Source organism: Pseudomonas sp. JAI115 (assembly GCF_014200835.1).
Lineage (GTDB): Bacteria > Pseudomonadota > Gammaproteobacteria > Pseudomonadales > Pseudomonadaceae > Aquipseudomonas > Aquipseudomonas putida_A.
In genome coordinates this window covers 83,978-101,590 of the sequence record NZ_JACHCY010000007.1, presented here as the reverse complement: position 1 = coordinate 101,590, position 17,613 = coordinate 83,978, and the positions used below count along the sequence as shown (strand labels likewise).

General features: G+C 62.2%; 17 protein-coding genes. 9 read left to right on the top strand and 8 right to left on the bottom strand.

From position 1 onward, the window contains the following. The first annotated feature begins 115 nt into the window (after nucleotides 1-115). Both amn and HDC30_RS17685 read left to right on the top strand, forming a co-directional pair. On the top strand, nucleotides 116-1,615 hold the full coding sequence (gene amn / locus HDC30_RS17690) for an AMP nucleosidase (protein WP_167734182.1): 1,500 nt from the start codon (nucleotides 116-118) through the stop codon (nucleotides 1,613-1,615). A 70-nt stretch (nucleotides 1,616-1,685) separates the two neighbouring features. Further along, nucleotides 1,686-2,321, top strand: coding sequence for a pseudouridine synthase (locus tag HDC30_RS17685; protein ID WP_260319940.1), 636 nt, complete (start codon nucleotides 1,686-1,688; stop codon nucleotides 2,319-2,321). On the opposite strand, the gene HDC30_RS17680 is transcribed toward HDC30_RS17685, so the two are convergent. Beyond that, nucleotides 2,316-2,525 carry a DUF2788 domain-containing protein gene (locus tag HDC30_RS17680; protein ID WP_003228500.1) on the bottom strand — a complete coding sequence of 70 codons (210 nt, stop codon included), beginning with the start codon at nucleotides 2,523-2,525 and terminating at the stop codon, nucleotides 2,316-2,318. The two genes, HDC30_RS17685 and HDC30_RS17680, sit on opposite strands and share 6 nt — an antisense overlap. Before the next feature lie 216 nt (nucleotides 2,526-2,741). Continuing rightward, the gene (locus tag HDC30_RS17675; protein ID WP_008081091.1) at nucleotides 2,742-3,221 is read right to left on the bottom strand and encodes an Lrp/AsnC family transcriptional regulator; all 480 of its coding nucleotides are present in this window, start codon (nucleotides 3,219-3,221) and stop codon (nucleotides 2,742-2,744) included. A 454-nt stretch (nucleotides 3,222-3,675) separates the two neighbouring features. On the opposite strand from HDC30_RS17675, the gene HDC30_RS17670 reads away from it, so the two are divergent. Next, the gene (locus HDC30_RS17670) at nucleotides 3,676-4,716 is read left to right on the top strand and encodes a DUF6515 family protein (protein ID WP_096795269.1); all 1,041 of its coding nucleotides are present in this window, start codon (nucleotides 3,676-3,678) and stop codon (nucleotides 4,714-4,716) included. On the opposite strand, the gene HDC30_RS17665 is transcribed toward HDC30_RS17670, so the two are convergent. Together HDC30_RS17665 and HDC30_RS17660 are read right to left on the bottom strand one after the other, a co-directional pair. After that, nucleotides 4,710-5,618 (bottom strand): cation diffusion facilitator family transporter, encoded by a 909-nt coding sequence (locus tag HDC30_RS17665; protein ID WP_183784195.1) that lies wholly within the window; start codon nucleotides 5,616-5,618, stop codon nucleotides 4,710-4,712. The genes HDC30_RS17670 and HDC30_RS17665 overlap by 7 nt on opposite strands. 15 nt (nucleotides 5,619-5,633) lie before the next feature. Beyond that, entirely contained in the window at nucleotides 5,634-6,053 is a 420-nt protein-coding gene (locus HDC30_RS17660; RefSeq protein WP_025108718.1) for a hypothetical protein, read from the bottom strand. A gap of 109 nt (nucleotides 6,054-6,162) precedes the next feature. Between HDC30_RS17660 and hrpB the strand changes: the two genes are divergently transcribed. Continuing rightward, a complete protein-coding gene (hrpB, locus tag HDC30_RS17655; protein ID WP_183784194.1) occupies nucleotides 6,163-8,682 on the top strand; it encodes an ATP-dependent helicase HrpB in 2,520 nt (839 codons plus the stop codon). Between the two features lie 95 nt (nucleotides 8,683-8,777). On the opposite strand, the gene HDC30_RS17650 is transcribed toward hrpB, so the two are convergent. Both HDC30_RS17650 and HDC30_RS17645 read right to left on the bottom strand, forming a co-directional pair. Further along, nucleotides 8,778-9,857, bottom strand: coding sequence for an endonuclease/exonuclease/phosphatase family protein (locus tag HDC30_RS17650; RefSeq protein ID WP_183784191.1), 1,080 nt, complete (start codon nucleotides 9,855-9,857; stop codon nucleotides 8,778-8,780). A 74-nt stretch (nucleotides 9,858-9,931) separates the two neighbouring features. After that, nucleotides 9,932-10,606, bottom strand: coding sequence for a YciC family protein (locus HDC30_RS17645; RefSeq protein WP_183784189.1), 675 nt, complete (start codon nucleotides 10,604-10,606; stop codon nucleotides 9,932-9,934). Between the two features lie 178 nt (nucleotides 10,607-10,784). On the opposite strand from HDC30_RS17645, the gene HDC30_RS17640 reads away from it, so the two are divergent. The 3 genes from HDC30_RS17640 to HDC30_RS17630 all read left to right on the top strand — a co-directional run bounded on the left by HDC30_RS17640 (nucleotide 10,785) and on the right by HDC30_RS17630 (nucleotide 12,913). Beyond that, nucleotides 10,785-11,543, top strand: a complete 759-nt coding sequence (locus HDC30_RS17640; protein ID WP_098965755.1) for a DUF2076 domain-containing protein — start codon at nucleotides 10,785-10,787, stop codon at nucleotides 11,541-11,543. A 244-nt stretch (nucleotides 11,544-11,787) separates the two neighbouring features. Then, nucleotides 11,788-12,267: an NYN domain-containing protein gene (locus tag HDC30_RS17635; RefSeq protein ID WP_007963710.1), complete on the top strand. Its 480-nt coding sequence runs from the start codon at nucleotides 11,788-11,790 to the stop codon at nucleotides 12,265-12,267. Between the two features lie 40 nt (nucleotides 12,268-12,307). Further along, a complete protein-coding gene (locus HDC30_RS17630; protein WP_027612872.1) occupies nucleotides 12,308-12,913 on the top strand; it encodes a PolC-type DNA polymerase III in 606 nt (201 codons plus the stop codon). A gap of 135 nt (nucleotides 12,914-13,048) precedes the next feature. Here the strand turns inward: HDC30_RS17630 and HDC30_RS17625 are convergent, their stop codons facing one another. Then, entirely contained in the window at nucleotides 13,049-13,501 is a 453-nt protein-coding gene (locus HDC30_RS17625) for an Lrp/AsnC family transcriptional regulator (protein WP_095139246.1), read from the bottom strand. A 163-nt stretch (nucleotides 13,502-13,664) separates the two neighbouring features. On the opposite strand from HDC30_RS17625, the gene yedA reads away from it, so the two are divergent. Together yedA and HDC30_RS17615 are read left to right on the top strand one after the other, a co-directional pair. Further along, complete coding sequence (gene yedA, locus HDC30_RS17620) at nucleotides 13,665-14,606, top strand: drug/metabolite exporter YedA (protein WP_097089307.1); 942 nt, start codon at nucleotides 13,665-13,667, stop codon at nucleotides 14,604-14,606. A gap of 65 nt (nucleotides 14,607-14,671) precedes the next feature. Then, entirely contained in the window at nucleotides 14,672-16,012 is a 1,341-nt protein-coding gene (locus HDC30_RS17615; RefSeq protein ID WP_097089306.1) for a DEAD/DEAH box helicase, read from the top strand. Nucleotides 16,013-16,129: 117 nt separating this feature from the next. Here HDC30_RS17615 and HDC30_RS17610 read toward each other — a convergent pair whose 3' ends face one another. Further along, a complete protein-coding gene (locus HDC30_RS17610; protein ID WP_183784187.1) occupies nucleotides 16,130-17,371 on the bottom strand; it encodes a TIGR03862 family flavoprotein in 1,242 nt (413 codons plus the stop codon). Nucleotides 17,372-17,613: the final 242 nt, after the last annotated feature.

Below are 17,613 nucleotides of genomic sequence, written 5' to 3'. Positions count from 1 at the left end.
CGACTGACACAGCGCATTCGCGAGCAAGCCCGCTCCCACAGGGGATCTCCATTGACAGGGAGATTTGGGTACAGCCACAACGCCACTGTTCCCGTGAGACCACGATGCAGGCAAGATGAAGCTCTGCAAGTCAGAACACAGGAAGCTGATCGTGACCGAAGCGTTTATTGTCGTTCAAACCGCCGAACAAGCCGTGGATCGTCTGGCCGAGCTGCATGAGCGGGCCACCACTGCGCTCAACTCGGCGCTCAAGCGTTACCTCAAGGATCGCGTCGAGCCTGACGCCGAACAGCGTGCCCTGTTTCGTTATCCCGAACTGCGTCTGACCTACCTGTGTCAGGGCGAAGTCCCGCAGACCACCCGCGCCTACGCCAAGGTGCAACTGCCGGGCACCTACAGCGTCACCGTCACCCATCCCAAGGCGTTCCGCAAATACCTGCTGGAACAACTGGTGCCGTTGATGCACGACTTCACCGTGACCGTGGAAGTCGGCGTCAGTCAGCAGAATATTCCATACCCGTACGTGGTCGAGCAGGGCGATGAGCTGGCCGGCTCCGGCGTCACCGCTGCGGTGCTGGCGCGAGTGTTCCCGAGTACCGACCTGTCCGCCGCCACCGATGGCATCGCCGACGGTCTCTACGACTGGGAAAACACCGATCCGCTGCCACTGGCGCTGTTTGACGCCGCGCGCGTCGACTTCTCCCTGCGTCGCCTGGTGCACTACACCGGCAGCGACTGGCGCCATGTACAGCCTTGGATTCTGCTGACCAACTACCACCGCTACGTCGACCAGTTCATCGTCCATGGCCTGGAACAACTGCGCAACGACCCGCGTTTCGTGCGCATGGTTTTGCCGGGCAACGTGATCATCGAGAAAGGCATGGATCACGGCGAAGCGTCGGCGATTGCCGCCGGCGTGGTCTGGCACCGCTACCAGATGCCGGCCTATCATCTGATCGCCAATGACGGCCATGGCGTGACTCTGGTCAACATCGGCGTCGGCCCATCCAACGCCAAGAACATCACCGACCACCTGGCGGTGCTGCGTCCGCATTGCTGGCTGATGATCGGTCACTGCGGCGGGCTGCGTCAGTCGCAGACCATTGGCGACTACGTGCTGGCCCACGCTTACATGCGTCGCGACGGGATTCTCGATCGCGTGGTGCCACCGAACATTCCGATCCCGGCACTGGCGGAAGTGCAACTGGCGCTGCAGCAAGCCGCGGCCAATATCACCGGCGAGAAGGGCGAGGAGCTGAAAAAACGCCTGCGCACCGGCACCGTGCTGACTTACGACGACCGTAACTGGGAACTGCGCTGGGCGCAGGAACGTCCGCTGATCAACCTGTCCCGCGCCGTGGCGGTGGACATGGAAAGCGGCACCATCGCCGCCCAGGGTTATCGCTTGCGGGTGCCTTACGGCACGTTGCTGTGCGTTTCGGACAAACCGCTGCACAGTGAAATCAAGCTGCCGGGTTCGGCCAACGCGTTCTACGAGCGCGCGGTCAGCCAACACTTGAAGATCGGCATCGCGGCGGTGGATCTGCTGCGCACCGAACTCAATTCGCTGCACTCGCGCAAACTGCGCAGCTTCGACGAGCCGCCGTTCCGCTGATTTGTTGATGGTCATTTAACGGTCGGGCTACTAGCATTAGCAGCCCTGACCGTTAGATGTTTGTTCTCTTATGTCCCGTCCCCCGCGTTCTCCTTCCCGCCGCCCTGGCGCGAAGCCTTCCCCCTCAGCTCCACGCCGTGTCGCCAAGGCGCCGCCGGCCGAGCCGAAGCTGATCCTGTTCAACAAACCGTTCGATGTGCTGACGCAGTTCAGCGACGAAGGCGGGCGGGCGACGCTCAAGGATTTCATCGATCTGCCCGGCATCTATCCGGCCGGACGCCTTGATCGCGACAGCGAAGGTTTGCTGCTGCTGACCAACGACGGTCAGTTGCAGGCGCGGATTGCCGACCCGAAACACAAGTTGCCGAAGACGTACTGGGTGCAGGTCGAGGGCGAGCCAACGGCCGAGCAACTGCAGCGTTTACGCGATGGCGTCGAACTGAACGACGGCATGACCCTGCCCGCCGAGGCGCGGCAACTGGAAGAACCTGAACTGTGGCCACGCAATCCGCCGGTACGCTTTCGCAAAAGCGTGCCGACCAGTTGGCTGGAGCTGGTGATTCGTGAAGGACGCAACCGTCAGGTACGGCGGATGACCGCAGCGGTGGGGCTGCCGACGTTGCGGCTGGTGCGGGTACGGATTGGCGACTGGACGCTCGAAGGGCTCGATCAGGGCCAGTGGAAGGAAGTGCCGGCGCGGTTATAGAGCGCCGGATTCGATCAGGCCGATCACCACACTCTTGATGATGAACGCAGCCACGCCCAGGCCCAGGACGAAGAACAGAATGAACGAGCCGAAACGCCCGGCCTTGGACTTCTTCGCCAGATCCCAGACGATGAAACCCATGAAAATGATCAGGATGCTGACCAGGCCAGTCATCATCCACTCTTCGAATACTGCAGGATCCATCGGGCATCTCCGGCGCGCACAGGGCTGAAAGGGCTGGGCGATTATACGCCGAGGGTGGCAGGGCCGCATTGACCTGTGTCGGTGTGCCGCGGTTATGGGGTGCCTGTACCGGCCTCTTCGCGAGCAAGCCCGCTCCCACAGGGGATCTCGGTTGAACACAAATTGTGTGCTCGACGAAGATCAACTGTGGGAGCGGGCTTGCTCGCGAAGGCGATGTCAGTTGCGCAGATGCGTCAGCGGCAGTTCGGTGCTGTTGAGCACCTGATTCAGTACAAAACTCGAACGCACGCTGGTCACCCCTTCAATCCGGGTCAGATGCCCCAGCAACAGCTTCTGATAGTGGTCCATGTCCGGCACCACCACTTTCAACTGATAGTCGGCATCCACGCCGGTCACCAGGCTGCATTCCAGCACCTGCGGCAGGGTGCGGATCGCCGCTTCGAAATTCTCGAAACGCTCGGGTGTGTGGCGGTCCATGCCAATCAGCACGTAGGCCGTCAGGCTCAGGCCGAGCATCTTGCGGTCGAGCAGGGCAACCTGGCGCGAGATGTAGCCGTCGTCCTCCAGTTGCTTGACCCGGCGCGAGCAGGGGGAAGGTGACAGACCGATGCGCTCGGCCAGTTCCTGGTTGGAGATGCGGGCGTCGCGCTGCAATTCCGCCAAAATACTCAGGTCGTAACGGTCGAGTTTGCTCATGAATCAGTCCTTGGTTGTAACTATTGCGGCGGATTATCTATCCAGGGTTAAAAATTGCGCAAGCAGTGTTTATTTGAGCAATCTTCGCAATCCTCTGTCGCGCCTCCCGGCCTATTCTTATCACCAGAATCACTGCTCGGTAACACAGTCCACTGCGGCCCGCCCAATCAGGCCCGCCGCGGCCGCCACCCCCACCGGGGCTGGGCCGGCCCCCGAGCTGCACACTGTCCAGAAGACGGCGTGAGGTGAGCCGACGTCAAAAGCGTCGAGCCAGGACGAAGTTCTCTAAAGGGAGGCCGACGGGTCTCCCTTTTTCTTGTCTGCGATTTTTGTGCCTCGATGCACAGCCTTCCTCAATAAATAAGTTTCGTGACTGATAACCTGTCGCAGAACCCGGTATGCGTATTCCCGGTCTTAGCTATAAGCCCTCTTAATACCCGCAGTGAGGAAAAGCATGAAGTCGCGCATCTGGCGTCTGGCCGGTGTTGGTTTGCTGTGTGTGAGCGTCAGTGCGCAAGCGCTCGCCGACGATCCGGAGAGCCGCAGCCCTAATGGTGGACGCGGCCCTGAGCATCAGGGAAACAACCAGGGCCATGGGGGCGATCATCAGCCCCACGGGCAGAACAATCCGCCGCCGCAAAATCAGCCGCGGCCGCAGAACAACGAGATCATTCGGGGCGACAATAGCCGTCAGTTCGAGCACAACGGCCAGCAGCACAACAATGGCCAGTGGCAGAACCAGAACCGCGCGCCCAATCAGCCTGCTCCGGTGCATCAGGCGCCCCCGTCGAACAACCTGCCGATCCAGCCACGGCCCGACACCGTGCGCCAGACTCAGGAACCGCGCCAGGGTTACTACCGCGACGAGCGGCCGCAGAATGGTTACCACAACCAGCAATGGCAAACCGGCAACCGGCCCAATGACAATCGCTGGCCGGGTCGCCCGGACGGGCATGGCAACGGTTGGGGCCCAGGCCCGCAATACCGTCCGGGGCATGTGATCGACCGCTTCCCGGATCGCGAATACCGAGTGCCGTATCGCGGTCAGGATTACTTCTATTCCGGCGGTTACTGGTATCGCCCGCAAGGCCCGCGCTACATCGTCGTGCAGCCGCCACGAGGGATTCGCACCCAGTATCTGCCGGACTATGCCCGTGAAGTGTGGATCGGCGGTGCGCTGCTGTTCCTCGCTGCCGGTTCCTACTATGCGTATCAGGAAGCCACTCAGGATTACGTCGTAGTCGAACCCCCGGTGCAGCAACCGCCGCAACCGCAGCCGCAATCCCAGGGCTATGACGTCGAGGCCTATCCGGCCAACGGGCAGTCGCCGGAACAGGTGCAGCAGGACGGTTATCAGTGCTACCAATACGCCGTGCAGCAGAGCGGTTTCGACCCGCGTACCGCGACCTATCAACCAGCGCCTGAAGTGGTGCAGGCTTACCGTCAGGCGCAGGGCAACTGCCTGAGCAGTCGCGGTTATCAGGTGTCTTACTGAATCCGGGTTTGCGCCCGTTCGGTCTTGACCACTTCCTGCGGGTCGGCGTGCACCAGCACTTCGGCTCGCGGGTAGGCGGCGTGAATCGCATCCGCCGCCTGATCGCTGATACCGTGAGCGACTGACAAGGTCAGCTCTCCCGGCAATTCCAGATGCAACTGCACGAACCAGTGGTTGCCTGAAATCCGCGTGCGCAAATCATGCGCGCCCAGTACGCCGGGTACGCCGCAGGCCAGTTCGAGCATGTGCTGACTGACGTCCGTCGGCAGCTCTTCATCCATCAGCACCGAAAAACTTTCCCGGGCGATCTGGATCGCGCTCCACAAGATGTACCCGGCAATCCCCAGGCCGAACCATGCGTCCAACTGATGAAAGCCCATGCCGGCGAGAATCAGCGCAATCAGAATGCTGCCGTTGAGCAGCATGTCAGAACGGTAGTGCAGCGAGTCGGCGCGCACGGCGTTGGAGCCGGTCTGCTTGATCACCCGATGTTGCAGCGTCAGCAACGCCGCGGTCAGCAGCAGCGAGAACACGATCACGCCGATGCTCAGCCACGGTGCGCCCAGCGGCTCCGGTTGCTTGATGCGCTCATACGCCTGAAACGCAATCAGCACCGCACTGCCACCGATGAACAGCGCCTGCGCCATGCCCGCCAGCGATTCAGCCTTGCCGTGGCCGTAACGGTGATCGTCATCGGCCGGGCGCAGTGCGTAATGCACCGCCAGCAGATTGAGCAGCGAAGTGACGCCATCCAGCGCCGAGTCGGTGAGGCCTGCGAGCATGCTCACCGAACCACTCAGCCACCAGGCGATGGCTTTGGCGATGATCAGCGTGCAGGCCACCGCCACCGAGGCGCGGGTTGCCAGCCGCAGCAGGCGGGCGTGTTCGGGGCTGGAGGTCATGGGGCAGGAATGTCCTTATGCAGCAGGTTGCAGACCAAACATCGCCAGTTGTTGCGTGCTGCCCTTGTGCTGGATCAGGCGTGGATCGTCCAGCGGCAGATTGCGGCCCAGTTCTGTTTCGAGAATAGCCTGCAACTTGAGGTTATCGACCTGACCGTCCGGGCCGATGGCTTGTTTGAGTTTGGCCGGATCGACCTGAGCGGTGTGGCCCGGTTCGAAATAGATCGCGCCGGTGGTGAAGTCGACCGCGAACGCGATCAGCCCTGGAATCACGTAGAACAGCAGGCCCACGGCGTCGAGCACGGCAATCGCCGGGTCGATCTTGCCATCGATCTGACCGCGACGATCCGGGTAGAAAATCGAACCGCAGGCCGTGAGTTGAGTGAGCAGGGTGGCGACCAGTACACCGCCGATCAGGCGAGAAGGTAAGCGCATGGAAAATCTCCTGAGTCATCTATTAACGAAGCTTCGTCTTGTGAAGTTAAGACCCTGACGAACGCTTGGCAGTTCGCCGTTATACTCGCCGCTCTGTTTGGGAGCCAGCATGATTTCTTTGCCGATCGATGAAGTTTTACCCGCCCTGCGTGAAGCCTTGGCGACACGCCACGAAGCCGTGCTCGAAGCACCGCCCGGCGCCGGTAAAACCACCCGCGTGCCTTTGGCCTTGCTCGATGAAGCGTGGCTGGCCGGGCAGACCATTCTGATGCTCGAACCACGGCGTCTCGCCGCGCGAGCCGCTGCCGAACGGTTGGCCAGCGAACTGGGTGAGAAGGTCGGTGAAACCGTCGGTTACCGCATCCGTCTCGATAGCAAGGTCGGCCCCAATACCCGTATCGAAGTGGTCACCGAGGGGATTCTCACCCGACGCCTGCAGGATGATCCGGCGCTGGAAGGCGTCGGTCTGCTGATCTTCGACGAATTTCACGAACGCAGTCTTGATGCCGACCTGGCCTTGGCCCTGAGTTTGAACGGTCGTGAGCTGTTCCGCGCTGAACAGCCGCTGAAGATTCTGCTGATGTCCGCCACGCTGGAAGGCGAGCGTCTGGCCGGGTTGCTGGATGACGCGCCGATCCTGCGCAGCGAAGGGCGTATGTACCCGGTGACGATGCGCTGGGGGCGGCCGTTCCAGCCCGGCGAATACATCGACCAGCGCGTGACCCAGACCGTCCTCGAAGCGTTGCACGATGAAACCGGCAGCCTGCTGGTGTTCTTGCCGGGGCAGGCGGAAATCCGTCGGGTGCATCAGCAACTGAGCGATGCCATTGGCGAGCGTAAAGACGTATTGCTCTGTCCGTTGCACGGCGAACTGGACCTCAACGCCCAGCGCGCTGCCATCGACCCGGCGCCGACTGGCCAGCGCAAAGTGGTGCTGGCGACCAACATTGCCGAGACCAGCCTGACCATCAACGGCGTGCGCGTGGTGATCGACGCCGGGCTGGCGCGGGTGCCGCGTTTCGACCCAGGCAGCGGCATGACCCGCCTCGATACTCAGCGTATTTCCAGGGCCAGCGCCACCCAGCGTGCGGGCCGGGCCGGACGTCTGGAGCCGGGCGTTTGTTATCGCCTGTGGTCGCAGGATCAGCACGAGCAGCTCGCCGCTTACGGCAGTGCGGAAATACTGTCGGCGGATCTGGCGAGTCTGGCGCTGCAACTTGGACGCTGGGGCGTGACCCCGGGCGAGCTGGTCTGGCTCGATGTGCCGCCGGCAGCGGCCTATGCCCAGGCGCAGGATTTGTTGCAGCGCCTGGGCGCACTCGAAGGCGAGGCGCTGACGTCCCACGGTCAGGCCATGGCCGAGTTGCCGGCGCATCCGCGCATCGCCCATCTGTTGCTGCGCGGTCAGGCGTTGGGGCTGGCGAACATGGCGTGCGACGTCGCGGCACTGCTCGGCGAGCGCGATATCCTGCGCGGCGCCGGTGCGGATCTGCACAGTCGCCTGGTGCTGCTCTCCGGCGAAGAACGCGCGGCACGCGGTGCTCAGGGCGGCGTGCAGCGTGCGCGGCAACTGGCGCGGCAATATCGCGGTTACCTGCGCGGCAAGGCCAGCGCGCCGGTCAGCGATCCCGATCACCCGCGCTGGCTCGGTGCGCTGCTGGCGCTGGCTTACCCGGATCGGGTTGCCCAGCAGCGGCGTGCCGGTGGCGCCGAATATCGTCTGGCCAATGGTCGCGCTGCGCTGTTCGCCGAAGCCGACAGCCTGATGAAGGAGCCGTGGATCGTTGTCGCCGATCTCGGCAGTCGTCAGGGCCAGCGTGAGGAGCGGATTTACCTGGCGGCGGATTTTGATCCGGCGCTGTTCGATTCGGTGCTCGCCGAGCAAGTGCGCGCTGTCGATCAACTGGACTGGGATGAGCGCGAAGGCGTGCTGCGCGCCGAGCGTCAGCGCAAGGTTGGCGAACTGATCCTCAGCCGCGAGCCGTTGACCGGTCTCGACGAAGCGGCGCGCAGTCAGGCGCTGGTCAATCTGGTGCGGCGCAAGGGGCTGGAGTTGTTGCCATGGACGCCGGAGTTGCGCCAGTGGCAGGCGCGGGTCGCGTTGCTGCGGCAACTGGATCTGAACGCTCAGGCCGAAAGCCAATGGCCGGATGTCAGCGATGCAACGTTGCTGAACACTCTCGAGCATTGGTTAATGCCTTACCTGGGCAAGGTCTCGCGGCTCAGCCATTTCGCCAATCTGGACCTGTCGAGCATCGTCCGCAATCTGCTGCCGTGGCCGTTGCCGCAGAGGCTTGATGAGCTGGCGCCGCATCACATCAGCGTGCCGTCGGGGTCATCGATTCGTCTGGATTACAGCGAGTCTCCGCCTATTCTCGCGGTGCGTCTGCAGGAGTTGTTCGGCCTCGCCGAGACGCCGCGAATTGCCGGCGGCCGGCAAGTGGTCAAGCTGCACCTGTTGTCCCCGGCACGGCGGCCGGTGCAGGTGACGCAGGATCTGGCCAACTTCTGGCGCAGCACCTATGCCGAGGTGAAGAAGGATCTGAAGGGGCGCTATCCGAAGCATTATTGGCCGGATGATCCGTTGGTGGCCGAGGCGACCGCGCGGGCCAAGCCGCGCGGCACCTGAAGAGCAAAACATCGCAGCCTGCTACCCCATCACGGTACGACATCAATCTATTGTGGGAGCGGGATATCGTGTTAACTGGCTACGGGGCTACGGGGCTACGGGGCTGCGGGCAGCAGGAACCGCGCAATCACGGGCAAGTGATCGGAAATGCGCAACGTATCGTCCTGGCGCACCCTCGCTTCGACCCGTTTGATCTTCGGGCTGTAGAAGAGATAGTCCACGGTGCGATCCGGGCCATTCAGGCCGGGGTCGTTGGGGTAGTGGGTCAGCCAGTGGGCGCGGTCGATGCCGCTGGCTTCGTTGTTGGTCGGGATCATCGGGTACTTGTCCCACAACAGATGCAGCGCGCTGTCGATCGAGTAGGGCGTGCGCTGCTCGGCGGGCAGGCGTTGATACTGACCCAGTGGCAACAGATTGAAGTCGCCGCCGATCAGCCACGGCAGGCCCTGGCTTTCGTACTTGTCGAGCACTTTGGCCACCGCCGTCACTTGCGCCTGCAAAGTCTCGTCCGGTTGGCGGGCGCGATCCAGATGGGTGTTGAATACCGTCAGTTGTCCGCCGTCGCTCAGCGGCAGCTTGGTGGCGAGCAGGGCGTCTTTGGGTTGGAACTGGCGGGAGATGAAATTCGCCGGCGGCACCGGCAATTGCAGGCGTTCGGCGTGTTCGATGCGGTAGCGGCTGAGGGTCGCCAGTTGCCGGCCAACGCTGCCGAAGATGTGCGGATCGGGGACAAAATCGGCCTTCCAGTCGAAGGCGTGAGCGCTGCACGGGTAGAGATCGGTGACCCGCTCCTGCAACAGCTTGAGCTGATTCTGGTAATCGCTGGCCTTGGCGCCGTCATCCAGCTCCTGCAGGAGCACTACGTCGGGTTGCTCGTCGCGGATCACCCGCGCCACTTCGTCGAGACTGAAGGCCATGTCTTCCGGGGATGGCGCCTCATCAGAGCCTTGGGCGAGATCGTTCCAGAACACGTAGCGCTTGCCCGCGAGGTACTGCACGTTCCAGGTCATGACTTTCAGCGCTTGCCCCGGCACCAGGGTCGGCGGCGTACCGGTGCAGGTAACGGGCAGGGTCTCCCGTGCGCCGGGGCGCCAGGTCAGGCTGTAGAACAGCCCGCCGATCAGGACGATGGCGAGCACAATCAGTGACAGGGTGTAGCGCAGCAGACGGGGCATGGCTCGGCTTATCGCGTTACAAAAGTGGCTCCGAGCATACCTGACCGCAGAGCCTTGGCCCAAGGGTCGCGAAGTCAGACCGCTCCGGTACGTTTGTCAGGCAATTCGCTGATCAGCATGAACAGACGGAACAGCACCACACTGGTGAACAGCTGCAGGAAACTGTGCGCGCTGTCGATCAATACCGCGATCAGCGGATTCTGCGGGTCGGGGTACGCCGCCAGGGTCGCGCCCTTGAGCAGCCACAACGGCCCCATCACACACAGAATGCACAGCAGGATCCGCCAGAAATGCCCACGGGTCAGGCGCAGACTTTCCTTCATCGCCTGCAACGGCCCCATACCGCGCAACACCAGCAGGTATTCAGCGAATGCGAGCATGACCATCAGCATCAGGCCCGGCAGGAAATACAGCGACAACCCCAGCAGAATCAGCAAGGTATTGAGCGCGGTGAGCAAGGCGAAACGCGGCCACAGGCGCGCGGACATCGCCAGCAGGTCGAGATTGCGCGGAGCTTCGCCACGGGTGCGTGCGTCGAGGAACAGGATCAGCGCGGCGGTGTACAGCGGATACACCAGCAGACCGACGACCACGCTGGCGGCGGAGAAACTGTCCGGGTCGGTGACGTGATCCACCACTTGCTGCAGCGCCGCCTCGAAGATCACCAGCGGCAGGCATAACTGCACGATGCTGGCCAGATGGCGTTTGAAAAAATACAGAGAGTCGCGCAGTACATCGAAGGCATTCATCAGTCGGTATCGCAGGTCGAAAACAGTGGCTCACTTTAACCGATGATGGGCGGGCGGACACAAACGTAAACATTCGGTAAAGGTCGTTGAAACATCCTGTCACTGCCTCCATTACAGAGGTGCGCCATGTCCACAGTGGACACGGGCAACGTTATCCCCGGCAATCTACGAGGTCGCCATGAACAGCGAAGAGCAAACCCTGATCGATGGACTGTTTTCCCGGCTGCAACAGGCCGAAACGGAGGCAGCCCCGCGCGACGCCCAGGCCGAGGCGCGGATCAAGGAACACCTGACCCGCCAGCCGGCGGCAGGTTATTTCATGACCCAGGCGATTCTGGTGCAAGAGGCGGCCATCAAGAGCCTCGACGAACAGAACAAGCAGCTGACCCAGCAAGTCCAGCAATTGCAGGCTGAACTGCAAGCGGCCAAGTCCCAGAGCGCGGCCCCGGCTCCAAGCGGCGGCGGTGGTTTCCTGTCGAGCATCTTCGGCGGCGGCAGCTCGCGTCCAGCGCCGACCCAGAGCGCTCCGGCTTCTACCGGCGGCTGGCGTGAGCCGGCACCGCAGCAGAACTACGCTGCGCCAGCGCCACAACAGAACTATGCCGCACCACCGCCCAACTACGCGCAGCAAGCAGCTCCGGCTGCGGGCAGCAGCTTCCTCGGCGGCGCCCTGAAGACTGCCGCTGGCGTGGCCGGTGGCGTGATGCTGGCGCAGGGCATCAGCAGCCTGTTCCATCACAACCAGCAGCCCGAAGAAATCGTTGAAGTGATCAAGGAAGAGCCGGCGCAAGTGGCCGACCAGAGCGGTAACGACTGGGGCAATGACCAGCGTGTGGCCGATAACGGTTTCTCTGGCAATGACCAGGGCGGATTCACTGACACCGACTACAGCGATGACAACTCGTCATTCTTCGATGACGACGATTCGTTTGTCTGACTGATCAGCCGTCAGTATCAAATCTGTGGTGAGGGGATTTATCCCCGATGGAGTGCGCAGCAGTCCCATTTTCGGGGCCGCTGCGCTGCCCATCGGGGATAAATCCCCTCACCACAATCCACCATCCGTCCGGAGTGGTGGGTCGATTATTCGCGCCACCTTCCTGTGGGCTGGCATACTGAGCGCCTTTTTCGGGCCCGGCGCCTGATCCCGCTTCGTGCGCTATGCGCTCACAGGAATCCCGGTGAAAAAAATCGCAGTGTTCGCCGATGTGCAGAACCTCTACTACACCGTGCGTCAGGCCTATGGTTGTCACTTCAACTACGCCGCGCTGTGGGCTGACATTAGCAAGCAAGGGCAGATCGTCGAGGCCTATGCCTACGCAATCGACCGTGGCGACAGCAAGCAGCAGCAGTTCCAGCAGATCCTGCGCAACCTCGGTTTCACCGTGAAGCTCAAACCCTATATCCAGCGCAGCGACGGCTCGGCCAAGGGCGACTGGGACGTGGGCATCACCCTCGACATTATGGACGCCGCCGACCACGTCGACGAAATCGTCCTGGCCTCCGGTGACGGCGACTTCGACATGCTGCTCGAACGCATCATCAGCAAGCACGGCGTACAGGCAGTGGCCTATGGCGTGCCGGGCCTGACCGCCAACTCGCTGATCCGCGCCGCCAGCCGTTATGTGCCGATTGAAGGCGCACTGCTGTTGAAAAACTGAGCGTTGCTCAAGAATTGATTTGTACGGAGTTGAACCCGGTTTGGAACGCATTGCAGTCATCGACTTTGAAACCACCGGCCTGTCGCCGAACAGCAGCTGCCGCGCCACGGAAATCGCCGTGGTCATGCTGGAAAACGGCCGTATCGTCGAGCGTTACCAGAGCCTGATGAACGCCGGCGTCCGCGTCCCCGCGTTCATCGAACAACTGACCGGCATCAGCAACGCCATGTTGCGCAGTGCACCCTCGGCCGAGCGGGTCATGGAAGAGGTCAACGAATTCGTCGGCTGCACGCCACTGGTTGCGCACAATGCCTCGTTCGACCAGAAGTTCTGGGACTTCGAGCTTGGACGGATCAAACGCACCCGTCTGCAGAATTTCGCCTGCTCGCTGCTGCTGGCCCGTCGCCTGATGCCGGCTGCACCGAATCACAAGCTCGGCACGCTCACCACTTTCGCCCGCCTGCCACACACCGGCCAAGCGCACAGGGCGATGGCGGATGCGGAGATGGCGGCCAATCTGATGGCGCATCTGGCGGAAGAACTGCGGCACAAGCATGGGGTGCGGGAGCTGAATCACGATCTGCTGTGCAAACTGCAGAAAGTCCCGGCGGCCAAAGTCAGCGAGCACCTGCAGCGCTACCGCTGATCTCGAAGTCACCCAAAATCCCCTGTGGGAGCGGGCTTGCTCGCGAAAGCGGTGTGTCATTCGGCAACTACGTTGTCTGACACTCCCTCTTCGCGAGCAAGCCCGCTCCCACATTTGGATCTTCTGAGTTCCTGATTACTTACCGTTGCCTTCGATGTGGCTGAGCGGCACGCGCTTCTCGATCGCGCTCGACAACACAATCGAGGTCTTGCTGAAGCCGAACTTCGCCACGCGATTGATCAACTCTTCCAGCTCCGTCATCGAGCCCACCGCGCCTTTCATCATCACGCACGGATCGCCCGTCACCCGAAAGCACTCGGTCAGTTGCGGGATTTTCACCAGTTCGTCGTAGACCTTCTGGCTGCCGTTCTGGTGCAGGCGCAATTCGATCATGCACTGGATCGGCAAGCCGATTTTCGACAGGTCGATGTTCGCCTGATACCCGGTGATCACGCCGGCGGCTTCAAGCTTGGCCACGCGCTCGGCCACTGCCGGGGCGGACAGGTTCACTTTGCGCGCCAGATCGGCGTAGGACGCGCGACCGTTTTCCAACAGGGCGCTGAGCAGCATGCGGTCGTATTTGTCCAAGGCCGGACTCCTGAAATTGCCAGACTTTCGAAATCGCGGTTTATTCCGCCGATCTCCGTTGTTTCAAAAGTGTACCGGCGCGATAAACAGGTTTTGTAGCTTATTTTTGCTCGCCGGCCTTTCTAGAATAATTCACACCCTGCCTCTGACTGTCGAGCTGCCCATGCCTGCCTTGCGCCGTTTTTCCTTGCCATTGATCGCCGCGTTTTTCGCGCTGTACGTGATTTGGGGATCGACCTATCTGGTGATCCGCCTCGGCGTCGAATACTGGCCGCCGCTGATGCTCGGCGGGGTGCGCTTCGTGATTGCCGGCAGCCTGATGTACGCCTTCCTGCGCTGGCGCGGGGCGCCGGCACCGACCTGGGCGCAGTGGAAAGCGGCGGGGATCATCGGGATTCTGCTGCTCAGCTTCGGTAACGGCGCGGTCAGTGTCGCCGAGCACACTGGCGTGGCGTCAGGCGTGGCAGCACTGGCAGTGGCGACGGTGCCGTTGTTCACGTTGCTCTTCGGGTATTTCTGGGGCGCGCGTAATACCCGCCTCGAATGGGCCGGGGTGGCGTTGGGGATCGTCGGCATTGCCATGCTCAACATGGGTTCCAACCTGCAATCGAGTCCGCTGGGCGCGGCGTTGCTGATTTTTGCAGCGGCGACCTGGGCGTTCGGCTCGGTGTGGAGCAAACACCTGCCGCTGCCGCAAGGGGCGATGGCCAGTGCCGTGGAGATGCTGGTGGGCGGCGTGGTGCTGTTGATCGGCAGCGCGGTCAGCGGCGAACACCTGCAAGCCTTGCCGCCGGTGGAGGGCTGGCTGGCCTTGGGTTATCTGATCTTCTTCGGCTCGATCATCGCTTTCAATTCCTACATGTACCTGCTCAAGCACGTGCGTCCTGCGGCGGCCACCAGTTATGCCTACGTCAACCCGGCGGTGGCGGTGTTGCTGGGGATCGTGTTTGTCGGCGAGACCATCGGCATGGAAGAAGCGCTGGCGATGCTGGTGATCATCAGTGCTGTGGTGCTGATCGGTCTGCCGCAGTGGCGGCGACCGGCGCAGCCGCTCGTCGTGGAGACGCCGAAGACCGCCGTTCCAGCAGAACAGCGTGTGAATTAGGGTAAACTGCGCGCCATTGCACACTCGTGTCGCACAATTGCGCTGAATTTTCCTACGGTACTCCCATGACTTTCGCCTCTCTTGGCCTGATCGAACCCTTGCTGCGCTCCCTCGAGAAGCTCGGCTACCAGACTCCAACGCCGGTCCAGGCGCAAGCCATTCCGGCCGTTCTGGCCGGTCGCGACCTGATGGCCGCGGCCCAGACCGGGACCGGCAAGACCGCCGGTTTCGCCTTGCCGCTGCTGCAGTTGCTGGCCATGGAAGGGCCGAAAGTGGCCGCCAATTCGGCGCGTGCCCTGATTCTGGTGCCGACCCGCGAGCTGGCGGAGCAGGTTCATGAGTCGGTGCGCCAATACGCTGAAAACCTGCCATTGCGTACGTATGCGGTGTACGGCGGCGTCAGCATCAACCCGCAGATGATGAAGCTGCGCGGCGGCGTTGATGTGCTGGTCGCCACGCCTGGTCGCCTGATCGACCTGTTCCGCCAGAACGCGTTGAAACTCGATCAGTTGCAAACTCTGGTGCTCGACGAAGCCGACCGCATGCTCGACCTGGGCTTCTCCGAAGAACTGGCGAACATTTACCGCATGCTGCCGAAGAAGCGCCAGACGCTGCTGTTCTCCGCGACCTTCTCCGATGACATTCGCCTGCTCGCCGGGCAGATGCTCAACGATCCGCTGAGCATCGAAGTCAGCCCGCGCAACGTCGCGGCCAACACCGTCAAACAGTGGGTGGTGACGGTGGACAAGAAGCGCAAGCCGGAACTGTTCGTGCACTTGATGCGCAAGAACAAGTGGAAGCAGGTGCTGGTGTTCGCCAAGACCCGCAACGGCGTGGATGCGCTGGTGGAAAAACTCCAGGGCCTGGGCATCAACGCCGACGGCATCCATGGCGACAAACCGCAGGCGACCCGTCAGCGTGCGCTGGATCGTTTCAAACTCAGCGAAGTGCAGATTCTGGTGGCGACCGACGTCGCTGCCCGTGGTCTGGATATCGAAGATTTGCCGCTGGTGGTCAACTTCGACCTGCCGATCGTCGCCGAGGATTACATCCACCGCATCGGTCGTACTGGCCGTGCGGGCGCGACGGGCGAGGCGATCTCGCTGGTGTGCGCGGATGAAGTAAACATGCTCTCGGCAATCGAGATGCTCACCCGCCAGACCCTGAAGCGCCAGAACGAACCGGACTTCGAACCCGAGCACCGCGTGCCGGATACCGATGCCAGTGGTCAGGTGATCAAAAAGCCGAAAAAACCGAAAAAGCCGAAAACGTCCGGCGGCGGTGGCGGCAAGCGCAATCTGGGCAAGTGGGTCGACAGTGGCGACACCCAGGCGCCGGAGCCGTCGATCAAGCCTGTGCGTAAAGTGCCGGTGTTCAATACCGGGCCGCGTAAGCGCAAGCCTTGATCTGATGAGGCGTCTGTAAGGACGCCTTCGCGAGCAGGCTCGCTCCCACAAGGGATCTCCTTGTTACTGGAGATCAGTGTGGGAGCGAGCCTGCTCGCGAAGGACGCACCTCGGTCTTCAGCCCTTACTCTGCAACCACTCCAACATTCCCAATCCCACCGCCCGGCCACTGGCAAAGCACCCGGTCAGCAGATAGCCGCCTGTCGGCGCTTCCCAATTCAGCATCTCGCCCGCACAGAACACCCCTGGCAACGCCTTGAGCATCAAACGTTCATCCAGCGCTTCGAACGTCACGCCACCGGCACTGCTGATCGCTTCGTCAAGCGGACGGGTTTTCACCAAGGTCAGCGGCAACGTCTTGATCGCCCGCGCCAGCAACGCCGGATCAGCGAAGGTTGCCGCGTCAGTCAATTCACGCAACAACGCCGCTTTCACCCCATCAATTCCGACCTGACTGTGCAGATGCTTGGCCATCGAGCGTGAACCGCGTGGCTTGCTCAACGCTGCCTGCAATTTATCCACAGGTCGGCCGGGCAACAGATCGATGTGCACGGTGGCTGAACCCTGCGTATTGATCGCCTCGCGAATCGGTGCCGACAGCGCATAGATCAGGCTGCCTTCGACCCCGGTTGCGGTAATCACGCATTCGCCCAAGCGCGGGATATCGTCGTTCAAACCGATGGCGACATTTTTCAGCGGTGCGCCGGCGAATTTGCTGACAAGGAACTCGCTCCAGGCCTGCACTTCGAAGCCACAATTGCTTGGTTGTAACGGCGCCAGCCCTACGCCTTTTTGTTCCAGAGGCAGCATCCACGCGCCATCCGAACCCAGCCGCGACCAACTGCCACCGCCGAGGGCGAGCAGGGTGGCGTCGGGTTTGACGGTGATTTCGCCGTCGGGGCTGGCGATGCGCAGCGCATCGTGTTCATCCCAGCCGAGCCAGCGATGGCGGGTGTGGATAACCACGCCGCTGTCGCGCAGGCGCTTGAGCCAGGCGCGCAGCAGGGGAGCGGCTTTCATGTCGGTGGGAAATACCCGGCCGGAGCTGCCGATGAAGGTCTCGATGCCCAGATCATGAATCCAGCGGCACAGCGCGTCGGCATCGAAGCCGCGCAGCAGTGGCGCGATCTGCGGCGCGCGTTCGGCGTAGCGCGCGAGGAATGCCGGGTAAGGCTCGGAGTGGGTGATGTTCATGCCGCCGACCCCGGCCAGCAGGAACTTGCGCCCCACCGAGGGCATGCCGTCGTACAGATCGACGCGCACGCCGGCCTGGCTCAGCACTTCGGCGGCCATCAGGCCGGCGGGGCCACCGCCGATGATGGCGACGTGAGCGGGGTGGGGGGCGGAGTTCTGGGTCATGGCGTGCGCTGCGGTATGGCGGGATAAGGCGCGCATTCTAACAGCGCAGACCAATGTGGGAGATCCCTGTGGGAGCGAGCCTGCTCGCGAAAGCGGTGGGTCAGTCACCTTCTAAGTCGAATGTGCCGAAGTCTTCGCGAGCAGGCTCGCTCCTACAGGGAGATCATGTGGATTAGATGACTGGTCAAAAAATAACCATCGCGCTGTACGCCATGTTCGATATGGCCTGTAGTCCCTTTCGC